The sequence below is a fragment of the Pseudomonas sp. H3_D04 genome, assembly GCF_054669175.1.
Genome location: NZ_CP162801.1, coordinates 5554135 through 5570798 on the forward strand (window position 1 = coordinate 5554135; position 16664 = coordinate 5570798).

Annotated in this window: 14 protein-coding genes; 9 read left to right on the forward strand and 5 right to left on the reverse strand. The window is 60.7% G+C overall.

Annotated features, from left to right (window positions below; all coding sequences use genetic code 11):
• Positions 1–49: 49 nt before the first annotated feature.
• Entirely contained in the window at positions 50–1363 is a 1314-nt protein-coding gene (locus AB4N91_RS25585) for an ATP-binding protein (protein WP_010464772.1), read from the reverse strand.
• Positions 1364–1464: 101 nt separating this feature from the next.
• Positions 1465–2205 (reverse strand): osmolarity response regulator transcription factor OmpR, encoded by a 741-nt coding sequence (gene ompR / locus AB4N91_RS25590; RefSeq protein ID WP_010464774.1) that lies wholly within the window; start codon positions 2203–2205, stop codon positions 1465–1467.
• 361 nt (positions 2206–2566) lie between these two features.
• Here ompR and AB4N91_RS25595 point away from each other — a divergent pair, with 361 nt between their 5' ends.
• The 7 genes from AB4N91_RS25595 to tauD all read left to right on the forward strand — a co-directional run bounded on the left by AB4N91_RS25595 (position 2567) and on the right by tauD (position 10981).
• Complete coding sequence (locus AB4N91_RS25595) at positions 2567–4891, forward strand: Tex family protein (RefSeq protein WP_460111877.1); 2325 nt, start codon at positions 2567–2569, stop codon at positions 4889–4891.
• Positions 4891–5274, forward strand: a complete 384-nt coding sequence (locus AB4N91_RS25600) for a PaaI family thioesterase (RefSeq protein ID WP_010464779.1) — start codon at positions 4891–4893, stop codon at positions 5272–5274. Before AB4N91_RS25595 ends, AB4N91_RS25600 begins: the two co-directional genes overlap by 1 nt.
• A gap of 280 nt (positions 5275–5554) precedes the next feature.
• Complete coding sequence (gene gshA, locus AB4N91_RS25605) at positions 5555–7138, forward strand: glutamate--cysteine ligase (RefSeq protein WP_010464781.1); 1584 nt, start codon at positions 5555–5557, stop codon at positions 7136–7138.
• A gap of 242 nt (positions 7139–7380) precedes the next feature.
• Positions 7381–8358 (forward strand): taurine ABC transporter substrate-binding protein, encoded by a 978-nt coding sequence (gene tauA / locus AB4N91_RS25610; RefSeq protein WP_200667464.1) that lies wholly within the window; start codon positions 7381–7383, stop codon positions 8356–8358.
• 16 nt (positions 8359–8374) lie between these two features.
• Positions 8375–9169 carry a taurine ABC transporter ATP-binding subunit gene (tauB, locus tag AB4N91_RS25615; RefSeq protein WP_154502578.1) on the forward strand — a complete coding sequence of 265 codons (795 nt, stop codon included), beginning with the start codon at positions 8375–8377 and terminating at the stop codon, positions 9167–9169.
• Positions 9166–9999 (forward strand): taurine ABC transporter permease TauC, encoded by an 834-nt coding sequence (tauC, locus tag AB4N91_RS25620; protein WP_010464786.1) that lies wholly within the window; start codon positions 9166–9168, stop codon positions 9997–9999. Before tauB ends, tauC begins: the two co-directional genes overlap by 4 nt.
• Before the next feature lie 139 nt (positions 10000–10138).
• The gene (gene tauD / locus AB4N91_RS25625) at positions 10139–10981 is read left to right on the forward strand and encodes a taurine dioxygenase (protein WP_427701438.1); all 843 of its coding nucleotides are present in this window, start codon (positions 10139–10141) and stop codon (positions 10979–10981) included.
• Between the two features lie 144 nt (positions 10982–11125).
• Here the strand turns inward: tauD and mgrA are convergent, their stop codons facing one another.
• A complete protein-coding gene (gene mgrA / locus AB4N91_RS25630) occupies positions 11126–12163 on the reverse strand; it encodes an L-glyceraldehyde 3-phosphate reductase (protein WP_102593420.1) in 1038 nt (345 codons plus the stop codon).
• 163 nt (positions 12164–12326) lie between these two features.
• On the reverse strand, positions 12327–13217 hold the full coding sequence (locus AB4N91_RS25635) for a LysR family transcriptional regulator (protein WP_077747495.1): 891 nt from the start codon (positions 13215–13217) through the stop codon (positions 12327–12329).
• A gap of 124 nt (positions 13218–13341) precedes the next feature.
• On the opposite strand from AB4N91_RS25635, the gene AB4N91_RS25640 reads away from it, so the two are divergent.
• Both AB4N91_RS25640 and AB4N91_RS25645 read left to right on the forward strand, forming a co-directional pair.
• Complete coding sequence (locus AB4N91_RS25640; RefSeq protein ID WP_077747494.1) at positions 13342–14082, forward strand: SDR family oxidoreductase; 741 nt, start codon at positions 13342–13344, stop codon at positions 14080–14082.
• 135 nt (positions 14083–14217) lie between these two features.
• Positions 14218–14478 (forward strand): hypothetical protein, encoded by a 261-nt coding sequence (locus tag AB4N91_RS25645; RefSeq protein WP_010464795.1) that lies wholly within the window; start codon positions 14218–14220, stop codon positions 14476–14478.
• An 18-nt stretch (positions 14479–14496) separates the two neighbouring features.
• Here the strand turns inward: AB4N91_RS25645 and betT are convergent, their stop codons facing one another.
• Positions 14497–16452, reverse strand: a complete 1956-nt coding sequence (gene betT, locus AB4N91_RS25650; RefSeq protein ID WP_169857611.1) for a choline transporter BetT — start codon at positions 16450–16452, stop codon at positions 14497–14499.
• Positions 16453–16664: the final 212 nt, after the last annotated feature.

Genomic DNA, 16664 nt, shown 5'->3' on the forward strand with positions numbered 1-16664 from the left:
CACCGAGCATTCCCACGCTCTGCGTGGGAATGCTTGGAGTAGTCAGCTGTTAAACCGCATCCCGCGGCAACATAAGCCCAAGCGGCAACCGCACCCGAGCTTCAAGCCCGCCACCCGGCCGATTACGCAACTCGACATTCCCGCCATGCATCGAAGCGATCCGCTTCACGATGGCCAGTCCAAGTCCTGTCCCCTTCCCGCCCCTGGCACGATCACCCCGGGTGAACGGGTTGAAGATCGCCTCCAGTTCCGACGGATCAATCCCTGCGCCACGGTCCATGACGCTCAGCACCACATACGGCGCGCTGGTATCACCGGAGACATAAGCCGCCACCTCAACCCCGCTGCCAGCATGGTGCAACGCGTTGCCGATCAAATTGTTCAGCAGCCGCTTCATCGACACCCGACGCAAGGGAAACGCCTGGATCGGTTCCAGGCGCAGACGCACTTTTTCTTCGTTTTGGTTATACGGCGCAGCGACTTCACGAACCAGGTCAATCAGGTCCACTTCCTCGACAGACTCGTCACGACCATCGCGGATAAACGCGAGGAACTGGTCGAGGATCGCGTCCATGTCTTCGATGTCACGCACCATCGCGTCGGTGAGGTCGTTGTGGTCGCCCATCAATTCCAGGGACAAGCGCAAACGGGTCAGCGGTGTACGCAGGTCGTGTGACACCCCGGCCAGCATCAGCTCGCGCTCGCGACCGGCCTGCTCAACGTCTTCAGCCATCTGGTTGAAGGCGCGATACACCTCGGTCATCTCGCTCGGCGTGTCACTGATCGGCAGGCGCACGCTGCGCCCCTGGCCGAGTTGCCGTGCGGCATACACCAGACGTTTCAAGGGTTGATTGAGCTGGCTGACGAAGATCCACGCCGAGGCGGTGGACAGCAAGCCGATAGCAAGGAACCAGCCGAGCACGTTCCAGATTTTCTGGCCGCGCAACGGATGCGGATACAGCGGCACCTTCAGCCAGCCATCGCCCAGGCTAGGTGCCCGAACCCACAGGGCCGGCGGTGAGTGCATGCGTAATCGCACTTCGGTGTCGGCACCCAACTCAGCCTGCATCTGCCGCTGATAGATCTCGCTGTAAGGCCAATGTTGCTCGCCTTCCGGCACACCCGCGCCCACGACCCTGATCAGGGTGGCAGCATCAGCGATTTTCTCTCGGTTCTTTTCATCAGCGGCCCAATAAGCGCGCAGCGTCAGGGCGACACCGTGGCTGTATTGGCGGTCCACCAGCACGTCTTCGTTCATCAACAGATAAACCAGGGTCAGTGCCTTGGAAAACAGGACGACGATCAGCACCAGCCACAGGGTGCGGGAGAAGAAACTCTGGGGGAACCAAACGGGGGTTTTCATGAATAACCGCTACACACTTGCAGGAGCGAGCGATGCTCGCATATTGCGGATCGCGAGTCTGCGGACGATTGTCCGCAAGACCCGCTCCTACAAATCGCCGATCACTTGGTGGCGGCGCCATCCGGAACGAACACGTAGCCCACGCCCCAGACCGTCTGGATGTAACGCGGTTTGGATGGGTCAGGCTCGATCATCCGGCGCAGACGGGAAATCTGCACGTCGATGGAACGCTCCAGCGCATCCCATTCACGGCCACGAGCCAGGTTCATCAGCTTGTCGCGAGTCAGTGGCTGACGCGCGTTCATGACCAAGGCCTTGAGCACCGCGAATTCACCGGTGGTCAGCATGTGCACTTCGTCACCGCGCTTGAGTTCGCGGGTGGCCAGGGACAGTTCGTAGTCACCGAAGGTCACGCTTTCGTCTTCGCTGCCCGGTGCGCCCGGCACAGGTGTCGACTGACGGCGCAGGACCGCTTTGACACGGGCCATCAGCTCATCCGGGTTGAAGGGCTTGGCCAGGTAATCGTCGGCGCCCAGTTCCAGGCCCTTGATGCGGCTCAGCTCATCGCCCTTGGCGGTCAGCATGATGATCGGGATCTGATTGTTCGCCGTGCGCAGCCGGCGGCAGGCGGTCAGACCGTCTTCGCCGGGCAGCATCAGGTCGAGGACGACCAGGTTGAACACTTCACGCGCCAGCAGGCGATCCATTTGTTCGGTGTTCGGCACGGCGCGGGCGCGGTAGCCCTTGCTGACGAAAAAGCGTTCCAGCAGGCTGCTGAGCCCTGGATCGTCGTCAACAATAAGAATTTTTTCGCCTTCAGCATTGTTTGCAGTGCTGCTCATTGGATGCTCCTTTGATCTCGGCGCGCATTATGGCGTAGCTGCCGTTATACGCACCGTGTGCATTGTTAGCAGATTTTTCCTTCACTGCCAGAAATCCGGCCCTCGCGCTAATGCCTGCGATGCCCCTGAATGATAGAACGCTGGTTATAATGCGCGGCCTTTTGTGTCAGGCAACGTCTGATCATGGCTGCAGGTGGCCGCTTTTTTATTTTCATGGCGCCGGCAGTCATTGTTCGATTTCACGGGTCAACGGGATACCTGTTGATCCAGGTAGCGGCGCACGCCAGGCCGCTCAACCAGACTCGCCGAGCCTTTCTCCCTGCGCCTGCGAGCCTGCTTTCACAATTTGTCAGGTGGTTTTATGGACAGCATCAACAGCCGCATCGCCGAGGAACTCGGTGTACGCCCACAACAGGTCGAAGCGGCCGTCGCGCTACTCGATGAAGGCTCTACCGTTCCCTTCATCGCCCGTTACCGGAAAGAAGTGACCGGCAGCCTCGATGACATCCAGTTGCGTCATCTGGAAGAGCGTCTGCGCTACCTGCGAGAACTCGACGAACGGCGTATCAGCATCCTTGCCAGCATCCAGGAGCAAGGCAAGCTGACCCCGCAACTCGAACGCGACATCAAACTCGCCGACACCAAGACCCGCCTGGAAGACTTGTACTTGCCGTACAAGCAGAAGCGCCGCACCAAGGGCCAGATCGCCCTGGAAGCCGGCCTCGGCGAGCTGGCCGACGGCCTGTTCAACGACCCGACCCTGACGCCAGACGCCGAAGCCGCACGCTTCGTCGACGCCGAAAAAGGCGTGGCCGATGTGAAGGCGGCCCTCGAAGGCGCCAAATACATCCTGATGGAACGTTTCGCCGAAGACGCCGGCCTCCTGGACAAGCTGCGCAGCTACCTCAAGCAGGAAGCGACCCTCAGTGCCCGCGTCATCGCCGGCAAGGAAGAGGAAGGCGCCAAGTTCCGCGACTACTTCGAACACGACGAACCGCTGAAAAGCATGCCGTCGCACCGCGCGCTGGCGATTTTCCGTGGCCGCAACGAAGGCATCCTGAGTTCGGCGCTGAAAGTCGGCGACGAGCTGCCGGGCACCATGCACCCGTGTGAAGGCATGATCGGCCAGCAATTCGGCATCCAGAACCAGAACCGCGCCGCCGACAAATGGCTGGGCGAAGTGGTGCGCTGGACCTGGAAGGTCAAGCTCTACACCCACCTCGAAACCGATTTGCTCGGCGAGTTGCGCGATGGCGCGGAAACCGAAGCGATCAACGTGTTCGCCCACAACCTGCACGACTTGCTGCTGTCGGCCCCGGCCGGCCCGCGTGCCACCTTGGGCCTCGACCCGGGCCTGCGCACCGGTTGCAAGGTCGCCGTGGTCGATTCCACCGGCAAGCTGCTGGATCACGCCACGGTCTACCCGCACGTACCGCACAACAAATGGGACCAGACCATCGCGATTCTGGCGGCCCTGTGCGCCAAGCATGCCGTGGACCTGATCGCCATCGGCAACGGCACCGCCAGCCGTGAAACCGACAAGCTCGCCGCTGAGCTGATCAAAAAATACCCAGCGATGAAGATGACCAAGGTCATGGTCTCCGAGGCCGGTGCATCGGTTTACTCGGCGTCGGAACTGGCTTCCAAGGAATTCCCGGACCTCGACGTGTCGATCCGTGGCGCCGTGTCGATTGCCCGCCGCTTGCAGGATCCGCTGGCCGAACTGGTGAAGATCGATCCGAAATCCATCGGCGTCGGCCAGTACCAGCACGACGTGTCGCAGCTGAAACTGGCGCGTGGCCTGGATGCCGTGGTCGAGGACTGCGTGAACGCCGTGGGCGTGGACGTCAACACCGCCTCCGTGGCGCTGCTCGCCCGCATCTCCGGCCTCAACGCGACCCTGGCGCAGAACATCGTCAGCCACCGCGACGAGCACGGCGCGTTCAAAACCCGTGCGGCGTTGAAGAAAGTCGCTCGTCTGGGCGAGAAAACCTTCGAACAGGCGGCCGGTTTCCTGCGCGTCATGAACGGCGACAATCCGCTGGATTCGTCGGCGGTTCACCCGGAAGCCTATCCACTGGTGCAGCGCATTGCCGCTGAGACCGACCGTGACATTCGCTCGTTGATCGGCGACGCGAGCTTCCTCAAGCGTCTCGACCCGAAGAAGTACACCGACGAAACCTTTGGTCTGCCAACGGTCACCGACATTCTGCAAGAGCTGGAAAAACCGGGCCGTGACCCGCGTCCGGAGTTCAAGACCGCCGAGTTCCAGGAAGGCGTCGAAGACCTCAAGGATCTGCAACTGGGGATGATCCTCGAAGGCGTCGTCACCAACGTGACCAACTTCGGCGCGTTCGTCGACATCGGCGTGCATCAGGACGGTTTGGTGCACATCTCTGCGCTTTCGGAGAAGTTCATCAAGGATCCGCGCGAAGCGGTAAAGGCCGGAGACGTGGTGAAAGTGAAGGTCATGGAAGTCGATATCCCGCGTAAACGCGTGGGTCTGTCGATGCGCATGAGCGACACCCCGGGCGAGAAAATCGACGGCGCTCGTGGTGCGCGTCCGGGGTCGGCGCCACGCCAGTCCCAGAATAACGCACCGCGCAAAGAAACCACGACGGCGGCCCCGGCCAACAACGCCATGGCGTCGTTGTTTGCCAACGCCAAGCAGTTGAAGAAACGCTGATGGAGATCCCTGCCGGGCTGACCGAAAGCGCTTTTTTCAAGCTGCTGGGATGTCGCTTGCACAGTCTGGAAGCCGGGGTGGCGCAAGTTGCCCTGGGGCTTGCGCCAGAGCTGCGCAATCGCGGCGGCAAGCTGCACGGCGGGGCCTTGTTCAGTCTGGTGGACATTGCCATGGGGCTGGCCTGTTCCAGCACCCACGGCTTTGACCAGCAGAGCGCGACCATCGAGTGCAAGATCAACTACATTCGCGCCGTTTCCGACGGTGAAGTGATGTGCACGGCGCGGGTGATTCACCCGGGCCGGCGCACGCTGGTGGTCGAAGCCGACGTGATGCAAGGCGACAAACTCGTCGCAAAAGCACAAGGCACGTTCGCTGTCCTGTAGCTAGAAGTCATCGATTTGAGTTAATTTCGGCGCTGTGACTGCAGCGCCGAAGTTTCCTGTGGGAGCGAGCCTGCTCGCGAAGGCGATGTATCAGACAACATCAATGTTGACTGACACGCCCTCTTCGCGAGCAGGCTCGCTCCCACAGGGAATTCCTTGGCTGCTGTCAGCAGCCGTGTACGGTCCAAAAACCAGGCGAAAACGCCAGTTTCAACTTCACCCTTGTAGACCGTCTTGCCCACCCCCATATTGGGGCGACTGACGCGTGAAGGAATCCAACTTGAGCGAACTTCTCAACCGCCGCCTGGCTCTGCTTGGCGAGCGCGCTAACCTCTCTCTGCTCGAACAGTGCCTTCACGGCATCGAACGTGAATGCCTGCGCGTGACCGGCGAAGGTCGCCTGGCGCAAACGCCGCACCCGGAAGCATTGGGTTCCGCGCTGACCAATGAACAAATCACCACCGACTATTCCGAGTCGCTGCTGGAATTCATTACCCCGGCCCTGCCAGACCCGGCCGATACGCTGGCGAGCCTGGACAAGATTCACCGTTTTGCCTACAGCAAGCTCGGCAACGAGTTTCTGTGGAGTCCATCGATGCCGTGCCCGTTGCCGGCCGAGGAAGACATCCCGATCGCCTATTACGGCACGTCCAACATCGGTCAGCTCAAGTACGTCTACCGCAAGGGCCTGGCCCTGCGTTACGGCAAGACCATGCAGTGCATCGCCGGGATTCACTACAACTTTTCCCTGCCGGAAAAGCTCTGGCCACTGCTTAAAGAGGCTGAAGGATTTGTCGGCACCGACCGCGACTATCAGTCGTCAGCCTACATTGCGCTGATCCGCAACTTCCGCCGCTACAGCTGGCTGCTGATGTACCTGTTCGGCGCCTCCCCTGCGCTGGACGCCGGTTTCCTGCGCGGTCGTTCGCACCAGTTGGAGCAACTGGACCCGGACACCTTGTACCTGCCATACGCCACCAGCCTGCGCATGAGTGACCTGGGTTACCAGAGCAACGCCCAGGCCGGCTTGACGCCGTGCTACAACGATCTGGCCAGCTACACCGACAGCCTGCGCAAAGCGGTCGCCACGCCGTATGCACCGTATGTCGAAATCGGTACGCATCAGGACGGTGAGTGGGTTCAGCTCAACACCAACATCCTGCAGATCGAAAACGAGTACTACTCCAACATCCGCCCGAAGCGCGTGACCTACACCGGCGAACGGCCGATCCAGGCGCTGGTGGCCCGCGGCATTCAGTACGTCGAAGTGCGTTGCCTGGACATCAATCCGTTCCTGCCGATGGGCATCGATTTGCCAGAGTCGCGCTTCCTCGACGCGTTCCTGCTGTATTGCGCGCTGAACGACAGCCCGCTGCTGACCAATACTTCGTGCGGCAACGCGACCTCGAACTTCCTCAGCGTGGTCAAGGAAGGTCGTCGTCCGGGCCTGCAACTGCAGCGTGACGGTCAACCGGTCGACCTGAAGGAATGGGCCGGCGAATTGTTGGAAAAAATAGCTCCGCTCGCGGCGCTGCTTGATCAAAGCCATGGCGGCGATGCCCACAGCAAGGCGCTGGACGTGCAGATGGAGAAGGTCAAGGATTCGTCGCGTACACCTTCAGCACAAGTGCTGGCGGCCATGGCTGAACACAAGGAGAGCTTTGCCCAGTTCTCCCTGCGCCAGAGCCAGGCGCATGCGGAGTTTTTCCGCAGCGAGCCGTTGAATAGCGAAGATCAGGCGAAGTTTGAAGAACGCGCACGCTCCTCGCTGGCTGAGCAGGTGGCGCTGGAGCAGAACGAAGTCGGCGATTTCGATGTGTTTGTCGGGTCGTATCAGGCGAGCATTCTGGCGATCAGCAACTAACATCAGAAGGTCCTTCAGACCTTTTCGCGGGCAAGCCTCGCTCCTACAGTTTTGTGTCGGTCCCCATTTGTGACTCGACCCCGAATCTGTAGGAGCGAGGCTTGCCCGCTATGGCCGCACTGCGGTCTCCCTTAGAATTTTCCGCTCATAAGCTCATTCGAAAAAGTTATTTATTTTCGGATTCTTAGATCATTTAGTCTCCTTTCACGCCGACTCTCGGTCGCCTGACAAGGAGCTTCTCAATGAAACTGAATTTCTCTCTTCGCCTCTTGGTGGCCGCGTCTCTGGCTGCTGCGAGTTTGTTTGCCCAGGCGGCTGACGTGACCGTCGCCTACCAGACCACGGTTGACCCGGCGAAGGTCGCCCAGGCCGACGGCGCTTACGAAAAAGCCACCAACGCCAAAATCGACTGGCGCAAATTCGACAACGGCGCCGACATCATCGCCGCCATCGCTTCCGGCGACGTGCAGATCGGCTACCTCGGTTCCAGCCCCCTGACGGCGGCCATCACCCGCAAAGTCCCGGTAGAAACCTTCCTCATTGCCACCCAGATCGGCGCAGCTGAAGCCCTGGTCGCCCGCGACGGCTCCGGGATCAAGACTCCGCAAGACCTGATCGGCAAAAAAATCGCCGTGCCGTTCGTTTCCACCGGCCACTACAGCCTGCTGGCGGCGCTCAAGCACTGGAACATCGATCCGTCGAAGGTCACCGTGCTCAACCTCGCTCCGCCCGCCATCATCGCTGCGTGGAAACGCGGTGATATCGACGCCACTTACGTGTGGGACCCAGCCCTCGGTGTCGCCAAGGAAAACGGCAAAGTGCTGATTACCTCCGGCGAACTGGCCAAGTTCGGCGCTCCGACTTTCGATGCCTGGATCGTGCGTAAGGACTTCGCCGAGAAGCACCCGGAAATCGTCACTGCGTTCGCCAAAGTGACCCTCGACGCCTACGCCGATTACCGCAAAGACCCGAAAGCCTGGCTGGCCAATCAAAGCAACGTGGACAAGCTTGTCAAACTGTCGGGCGCCAAGGCCAGCGACATTCCGTTGTTGCTGCAAGGCAACGTCTTCCCGCTGGCGGCTGACCAAGTGATCACCCTCGGCGCACCGACCACCAAGGCCATTACCGACACCGCCGCCTTCCTCAAGGAACAAGGCAAGGTCGAGGCCGTGCTGCCGGACTACGCCCCTTACGTCAGCGCCAAGTACATCACCAACTGATCGGGAGTTAACTGCGATGGCTTTGCTACAGCTGGAGCGCATCAGCGCACAGTACCCCGGCGCCGCCGAACCGGTACTGGCGGATATTTCCCTGAGCCTGGGCCCCCAGCAGTTGCTGGTGGCCCTCGGCCCGTCCGGCAGTGGCAAGACCTCGCTGTTGAACCTGATTGCCGGTTTCGTCGAACCCAGCGCCGGGCGCATCACCCTTGACGGCGTGCCGGTCAAAGGCCCGGGCGCCGAACGCGGCGTGGTGTTCCAGGACGACGCCCTGCTGCCTTGGCAGGACGTGTTGGCCAACGTCGGTTTCGGCTTGGAACTGGCCGGCATTGCGCGGGAAAAACGTGAACTGCGCGCTCAGAAAATGCTCGCACTGGTGGACCTTTCCGGTTTCGAACATCGCAGGATCTGGCAGCTCTCGGGTGGCCAGAAGCAACGTGTCGGCCTGGCCCGCGCGCTGGCCGCCGACCCGCGCGTTTTGCTGATGGACGAACCCTTCGGCGCCCTCGACGCCTTCACCCGCGAACAGATGCAGGAGCTGCTGCTGCAAGTCTGGCAGCGCACCGCCAAACCGGTTTTCCTGATTACCCACGACATCGAAGAAGCGGTGTTCCTCGCCACGGACCTGATTCTGCTGGCGCCTGATCCGGGACAAATCGTCGAGCGCCTGAGCCTGGATTTCGGTCAGCGGTATGCGGCCGGTGAGTCCGCTCGCTCGATCAAGTCCGACCCGCGCTTCATCGAAACTCGCGAACACGTACTCGCCAAAGTGTTCTCCCAACGCAGCACCGCCCAGCGGCAGGAGCGCGCATGAGCAGCTATCAAATTCCCGCCGTCGCGGTTAAACCGGGTTCCACGGACATCCCGTCACGTCGCAGCCTCAGCACTCGGTGGATCAGCGTGCTGACGCTGGTGGCGCTGGTTGTCATTTGGTGGGCCGTCACCGCCACAGGGATGATCGAACCGCTGTTCCTGCCACCACCGTCCGCCGTGCTGCAAAAGGGCTGGCTGCTGGTGACCAGCGGCTACATGGATTCAACGTTGTGGCAGCACTTGGGGGCCAGTCTCAGCCGTATCGGTCTGGGCCTTGGTTTCGCGGTGCTGACCGCCGTGCCCATCGGCATCGCCATCGGCCATAACCGCATCGCCCGCGGCGTGCTCGATCCGTTGATCGAATTCTACCGGCCGATTCCACCGCTGGCTTACCTGCCGCTGATCGTGATCTGGTGCGGCATCGGTGAGCTGTCGAAAGTCTTGCTGATCTACCTGGCGATTTTCGCCCCGATTGCCATCGCCACTGCAACTGGCGTGCGCACGGTTGACCCGGCCAAACTGCGCGCCGCGCAGTCGCTGGGTGCGACCCGGGCGCAATTGATTCGCCATGTGATTCTGCCGAGCGCCTTGCCGGATATTTTGACTGGCGTGCGCATCGGCCTCGGTGTGGGTTGGTCGACGCTGGTTGCCGCCGAATTGATCGCCGCCACCAGCGGTTTGGGTTTTATGGTGCAGTCGGCCGCGCAATTCCTGGTCACCGATGTGGTGGTGCTGGGAATTCTGGTGATTGCCTTGATCGCGTTTGCCATGGAAATGGGCCTGCGCGCCCTGCAACGCAAACTGGTGCCGTGGCACGGCCAGGCCCACTGAGTTTTTTGGGATCTTAATGTGGGAGCGAGCCTGCTCGCGATGGCGGTGTATCAGCCACCACCCTGTCGCCTGACTCTCCGCTATCGCGAGCAGGCTCACTCCTACAAAAGCTCGGCACCCCGGATTAAAGAGAATCACCATGAGCAACCTGACCATCGTCCCCCTCAGCTCGGCCCTCGGCGCCCAAATCATCGGCATCGACGTCAGCCAGCCACTGAATCAGGAACAGCGCGACGCCATCGAGCAAGCGCTGCTCAAGCATCAAGTGCTGTTCTTCCGCGACCAGCCGATCACGCCGCAACAGCAGGCGCGATTCGCTGCGAATTTTGGCGACCTGCACATCCATCCGATCTACCCGAACGTGCCGGAACAGCCCGAAGTGCTGATCCTCGACACCGCCGTCACCGACGTGCGCGACAACGCGATCTGGCACACCGACGTGACCTTTCTGCCGACCCCGGCCATGGGAGCGGTGCTGAGTGCCAAGCTGTTGCCGGAGTTTGGCGGCGACACGTTGTGGGCCAGTGGCATCGCGGCGTATGAAGCGTTGTCCGCGCCGATGAAAAGCTTGCTCGAAGGCCTGACGGCCACACACGATTTCACCCGCTCGTTCCCGCTGGAGCGATATGGCAACACGCCGCAAGCGTTGGCCCAGTGGGAAGAAGCACGCCGCAAAAATCCACCGCTGTCGCACCCAGTGATCCGCACACACCCGGTGAGCGGGCGCCGGGCGTTGTTCGTCAATGAAGGCTTCACGTCGAAGATCAATGAGCTGTCGGACACCGAGAGTGAAGCGATTTTGAAGCTGTTGTTTGCTCATGCGACGCGGCCGGAATTCACCATTCGCTGGCGTTGGCAAAAAGATGACGTGGCGTTCTGGGATAACCGCGTGACACAGCATTACGCCGTGGATGATTACCGACCGGCGCGGCGGGTGATGCAGCGGGCGACTGTGTTGGGGGATGTGCCTTTCTTTCGGTGAGCCCTGAGTTCTTTACTGCCTGTTCTGGCCCCATCGCGAGCAGGCTCGCTCCCACAGGGTCTGTGCCTGACACAAATCCACTGTGGGAGCGAGCCTGCTCGCGAAGAGGCAGGAACAGGCGCAGCAAGCCCCCGTGCCGAACACTTATTCAGCCGTCGAAGGTTTCTCCCAAAGATTGATCCCGCCTTCCTGGGCAAACCGGTCAATTTCCGCCAGTTCTTCCGCGCTGAAACTCAAATTCTTCAACGCTCCGACGTTCTCGATAATCTGCTCCGGCCGGCTCGCACCGATCAGTGCCGAGGTCACGCGCGGATCGCGCAGCGTCCATGCCAACGCCAGTTGCGCCAGGCTCTGACCGCGACGCTTGGCGATTTCGTTGAGCCCGCGCACGTGGGCGATGTTGGCTTCGGACAGATGAGATTCCTGCAAAGAACCACCGCCCGGGCGATTGACCCGCGCATCCTTCGGAATGCCATTGAGGTACTTGTCGGTCAACAAGCCCTGCGCCAACGGCGTGAACGCAATCACGCCAGTGCCGAGTTCGTCGGTGACGTCCAGCAGATCCTTTTCAACCCAGCGATTAAGCAGGTTGTAGGCTGGTTGGTGAATCAGCAACGGTACTTTCCACTCTTTCAGCAGCGCCGCCATCTCACGGGTTTTCACCCCGGAATAGGACGAGATGCCGATGTACAGCGCCTTGCCCTGCTGCACGGCGGTGGCCAACGCACTGGCGGTTTCTTCCAGCGGCGTGTCCGGGTCGAAGCGATGGGAATAGAAGATGTCCACGTAGTCCAGGCCCAGGCGTTGCAGGCTCTGGTCGAGGCTGGCCAGCACGTATTTACGCGAACCGCCGCCCTGGCCATAAGGGCCGGGCCACATGTCCCAGCCGGCCTTGCTCGAAATAATCAACTCGTCGCGGTACTGCTTGAAGTCTTCACGCAGCAAACGACCGAAGTTGATCTCGGCGCTGCCATACGGCGGGCCATAGTTATTGGCCAGGTCGAAGTGGTTGATGCCCAGGTCGAAGGCGGTGCGCAACAGCGAGCGCTGAGTGTCGATCGGCGTGCTGTCACCGAAGTTGTGCCACAGCCCCAGGGACAGCGCCGGCAGCACCAGACCGCTGCGGCCTACGCGGCGGTAAGGGATAGAGTCGTAGCGGTTTTCGGCAGCGGTGTAAGTCATCGAATCCTCTCTTGTCTGTCTTGAAGTTGGTATCGACTGCTTCGCAAGTTGCCCAGCATACGCCCAGACAAACGCCGATAAACCTCGGACTCGAGAAAAAGCTGAAACGTTTCACAGATGATCGTTCCGACGCGGAGCGTGGGAACGATCAAGAACAGCAAGGTCAAACAGCGCCCGTAAACAGCTCCCCCAACCAATCCACAAACACCCGAACCCGTGGCGACATGTGTCGGTTGTGGGGGTACAGCACCGAAACCGGCATTGACGGTGGCGGCGTGTCGATGAGGACTTCTTGCACCAGGCCTTGGGAAATCTGCGCCTCCATTCGGTAATGCGGACACTGGATCAGGCCGAGCCCGGCAATTGCCGACGCCGCGTAGATTTCCGCGCCGAACACTGAAACCGCGCCTTCGATAGCGACTTCTTTCAGCTCGCCATCGACCATGAATTCGAAGGGGAACAACTTGGCGGTGGTGCGCGAGACGTAGTTCACCGCGCGATGGTGTTTCAGGTCTTCAAGGCTTTTCGGTTCACCGTATTGACGCAGGTAGGCGGGGCTGGCGCAGGTGATCTGGCGCAGGCTGGCGATACGTTTTCCGATCAGCGCCGAATCACTCAAGGTGCCGGCGCGCAGCACGCAGTCGACGCCTTCAGCGATCAGGTCGACAAAACGGTCGGCTTCGCTGATGGACAACTCGATGTCCGGGTAACGCTCCATGAATTGTGGCAATGCCGGGATCACAAAATGCCTGGCCAGGGTGCCATGCAAGTCAACGCGCAAGCGGCCTTTGGGTGCGCAACCGCGAAACGCCAGTTCGGCTTCTTCCAGTTCCGCCAGCAAGTGCACACAACGCTGATAGTAGGCCTCGCCGTCCAGCGTCGGACGCACCCTGCGGGTGCTGCGTTCCAACAAGCGCGTACCGAGCCACGCTTCAAACTGATTCAGCGTATGGGTCAGCGTCGCCCGCGGCAGATTCAGGTCCTCGGCGGCCAGCGTGAAGCTGCTGCGCTCGTAGATCCGCACGAAAACCTTCATTGCTTTGACTTGATCCACGCTCGGCTCCTGCTCCTCGATTGTTGGCGATTATTGAACAGTCAAGGCAACTCTCGTGCATTTATCGACTTCGGTAAACATGTGAATCTGGCTTCACCCCAACAAACACCTTCAAAGGTTCACCATGACTACTCAAACTTCGAAAGTTGCCCTCGTGACCGGCGCCTCCCGTGGCATCGGTGCCGTGATCGCCAGACAACTGGCCAGCGAAGGGTTCGCCGTCGCCATCAACTACGCCAGCAGCGCCATCGAAGCCTCAAAACGGGTGGTGGAGTTGCGTCAGGCCGGCCATCAAGCCATAGCGATCAAGGCCGATGTGGCCAATGCCGACGACGTACGCCGGATGTTCGACGAGACAGAAACGCAACTGGGCAAGGTCGATGTGTTGATCAACAACGCCGGCATTCTCAAAGTGATGGCGCTGGCGCAACACTCCGACGAACTGTTCGACCAGACCTTCAACATCCACGCGCGCGGCACCTTCAACACCTTGCGCGAAGCGGCCACCCGTTTGAATGACGGCGGGAGGATCGTCAATTTCTCCAGCAGCACCGTTGGCATGAACCTGCCAGGCTACGCGGTGTACATCGCCAGCAAAGCGGCCGTGGAATCCCTGACCCAGGTATTCGCCAAAGAAATGCGCGGGCGCAACATCACCGTCAACGCAGTCGCCCCCGGGCCGGTAGCGACCGAATTGTTTTTGCACGGCAAGAGCGAAGAGCAGATCCAGACCTTCGCCAAGATGCCTCCGCTGGAGCGTCTCGGTCAGCCGGAGGACATTGCTCGTGTGGTGTCGTTTCTGGTCGGGCCGGATTCGGCTTGGGTCAATGGGCAGATTCTGCGGGTGAATGGTGGATTGGTTTAAGCTGGTTTGCAGGCAGGCCAGACGCCTTCGCGGGCAAGCCTCGCGCCTACAGGGGTTGCGCGCAATCTGTAGGCGCGAGGCTTGCCCGCGAAGGCGGTCTTGAGGGCAGCACACATCTAAAGGACGGAATGCATCATGCACACCACGATCATCATCACCTTCGGCCTGATCCTGCTGGCGCTGATGCTGTTCATCGGCGAGAAAATCGGCTTCAGCCGCGAGACCCTGGCCTACAGTTTTGTGGTCCTGTGGCTGGCCCTGACACTGATCAACGGCGCGGTCGGCATGGTCAATGCCGGCCAGCCGTTGAGCACGGAACTGGTCGTTGGCAGCGCCGTGTTCGGTGTACCGGTGGCGGCGCTGGTGCTGTTCATGGTGTTGACCACCGAAACGTGAACAGCACCGCCACTACGTTCAACGCACCAAGTGCAAGAACTGCAAATGCCGTTCGTACTGATCAAGGATGTCGTTGATGATCTGCTCCTTGGTGTAACCCACCAGATCGTAGTCCTGGCTGCCCTCGCTCAAATGCACTTCGGCCCGGTAATAACGGCGGTTGTTGAGTTCCTTGGAACCCATGCCACCACGGGCAAACGATGGCGTGAAGTAGCCACGCATCTGCACCTGATAGATAAACGGATGCTCTTCGCCGTGTCCGATTTCCAGGCTGACGTTGTCGTTGGCCGGGTCGGGCTGAGTGACCACGTTCAATCCTTTCTCGACGAACACGGCGCTCACTTCTTCGATCGCCGGGCGCACCGTGGTGTCGAGGAAGCGATAGACCTCATCGCGGGACGGGAAATGCACGGCCTGGGTCAAACGCTGACGCCAACCGCCCCGCCGCGAGCCGGACACCGGCGCCAGGGAATGCAGCTGCGCGATCTGCTTCTGCGACTCCAGATAGAACGCCTTGTGCAGCCCCCACATCATCAGCAGCAAGATCATCGAGAACGGCAACGACGTCAGCACCACCGCTGACTTCAGCGCATCGATGCTGCCGGAGAACAGCAACGCACTGGTCACCAGCGCGGTCATCGCGCCCCAGAACACCCGCAGCCATTTCGGCCCGTCTTCATCCGGGTTGCCGCCCTTGGCGGAGAGCGTCGACAGCACCACGGTGCCGGAGTCGGCCGAGGTGACGAAGAACACGAAGCTGATGAACACCGTCACCGCGATGACGGTTTTGCTCCACGGGTAGGTTTCCAGCAGCAGGTAGAGGGTCATCGACGGATTGTCGACGGCCGACATGCCGAGTGCGGTCATGCCGTGGTTCAGGACCTGGTCGATGGCGCTGTTGCCGAAGATCGACATCCACGCCAGGGTGAAACCGAGCGGAATCAGCAACACGCCGAAGACGAATTCGCGAATGGTACGGCCACGGGAGATCCGGGCGATGAACAGGCCCACGAACGGCGACCACGCAATCCACCAGGCCCAATAGAACACGGTCCAGCCGCCCAGCCAGTCGCTGGGTTTGTCGTAGGCGTACAGGTCGAAACTCTTCATCGGCAACGCGCCGAGGTAGTCGCCGATGTTCTGGATCAGGGTGTTGAGCAAGTGCTGCGTAGGACCGGCGAACAACACGAACAGCAACAGCGCACAGGCCAGCAGCATGTTGATGTCGGACATCACCCGCACGCCTTTATCGACGCCGGACACCGCGACGATGATCGCCGCGCCCATCATCAACGTGATCAGGCCGACCTGAATCCACTGGGTGTGAGCGATGCCGAACAGGTAGTCCAGGCCCGAGTTGAGGTGCAACACGCCAAAGCCCATGTCGGCGCCGAGGCCGAACACCGTGGCGATGATGCCGAAGCCGTCCACGGCGTAACCGATCGGGCCGTTGATGCGCTTGCCAATCAGCGGATAGAGCGCCGAACGCAAGGCCAGCGGCAGGTTGTGGCGGTAGGCGAAGTAGGCCAGCGCCATGCCGACAAAGGCGAACACGCCCCAGCCGTGCAGGCCCCAGTGCAGAAACAGAATCTGCATCGCCTGACGCGCCGCATCCGCCGTGCCGGCCTCGCCTTGCGGTGGTTGGGCCAGGTGAGTGAGCGGTTCGGACACGCAAAAGAAGAACAGCGTGATGCTGATCCCGGCGGCGAACAGCATGCCGGCCCAGGACAGGTAACTGAATTCGGGCTCGTCGTGGTCGGCACCGAGCTTGATCTTGCCGTAACCAGACAAGGCGGTGACCACCACGAAGACCAGATACAGCGTCATCGCGAGCATGTAATACCAGCCGACCGTATTGGCCGCCCAGTTTTGCGCTTCCAGCAGCCAGGCGCCGGCCTGTTCAGGCATGGCAATGACGACGATGCCGAACAGCAGAATGAAGGTCGCCGCGAAATAAAACACCGGCGGATTCATGCGGACCTGGCCGCTTGGAGGGAGGGACGATGCACTCATGAAAGGTGCACCTCAAGGGGGTGAAACAGGGCAATCAATAACGGACTCGGCAAGGCAAGCCTCCTGTTGTGAACGGGCAGCAAACCGGCGGTTTAACTTGAATGAGCGTTCAAGTTAAACATGAATAGGGTGCTAAGGACTAATCGCAGGGCTCGGCGGTACGTTCTGTACGC

Bases quoted from the DNA above. Each gene is read 5' to 3' on its own strand.
- betT (WP_169857611.1), bottom strand. From the start codon at position 16,452: ATGAATCCGCCGGTGTTTTATTTCGCGGCGACCTTCATTCTGCTGTTC.
- AB4N91_RS25595 (WP_460111877.1), top strand. From the start codon at position 2,567: ATGGACAGCATCAACAGCCGCATCGCCGAGGAACTCGGTGTACGCCCA.
- AB4N91_RS25645 (WP_010464795.1), top strand. From the start codon at position 14,218: ATGCACACCACGATCATCATCACCTTCGGCCTGATCCTGCTGGCGCTG.
- tauD (WP_427701438.1), top strand. From the start codon at position 10,139: ATGAGCAACCTGACCATCGTCCCCCTCAGCTCGGCCCTCGGCGCCCAA.
- AB4N91_RS25600 (WP_010464779.1), top strand. From the start codon at position 4,891: ATGGAGATCCCTGCCGGGCTGACCGAAAGCGCTTTTTTCAAGCTGCTG.
- tauA (WP_200667464.1), top strand. From the start codon at position 7,381: ATGAAACTGAATTTCTCTCTTCGCCTCTTGGTGGCCGCGTCTCTGGCT.
- AB4N91_RS25640 (WP_077747494.1), top strand. From the start codon at position 13,342: ATGACTACTCAAACTTCGAAAGTTGCCCTCGTGACCGGCGCCTCCCGT.
- AB4N91_RS25585 (WP_010464772.1), bottom strand. From the start codon at position 1,363: ATGAAAACCCCCGTTTGGTTCCCCCAGAGTTTCTTCTCCCGCACCCTG.
- tauB (WP_154502578.1), top strand. From the start codon at position 8,375: ATGGCTTTGCTACAGCTGGAGCGCATCAGCGCACAGTACCCCGGCGCC.
- mgrA (WP_102593420.1), bottom strand. From the start codon at position 12,163: ATGACTTACACCGCTGCCGAAAACCGCTACGACTCTATCCCTTACCGC.
- ompR (WP_010464774.1), bottom strand. From the start codon at position 2,205: ATGAGCAGCACTGCAAACAATGCTGAAGGCGAAAAAATTCTTATTGTT.
- tauC (WP_010464786.1), top strand. From the start codon at position 9,166: ATGAGCAGCTATCAAATTCCCGCCGTCGCGGTTAAACCGGGTTCCACG.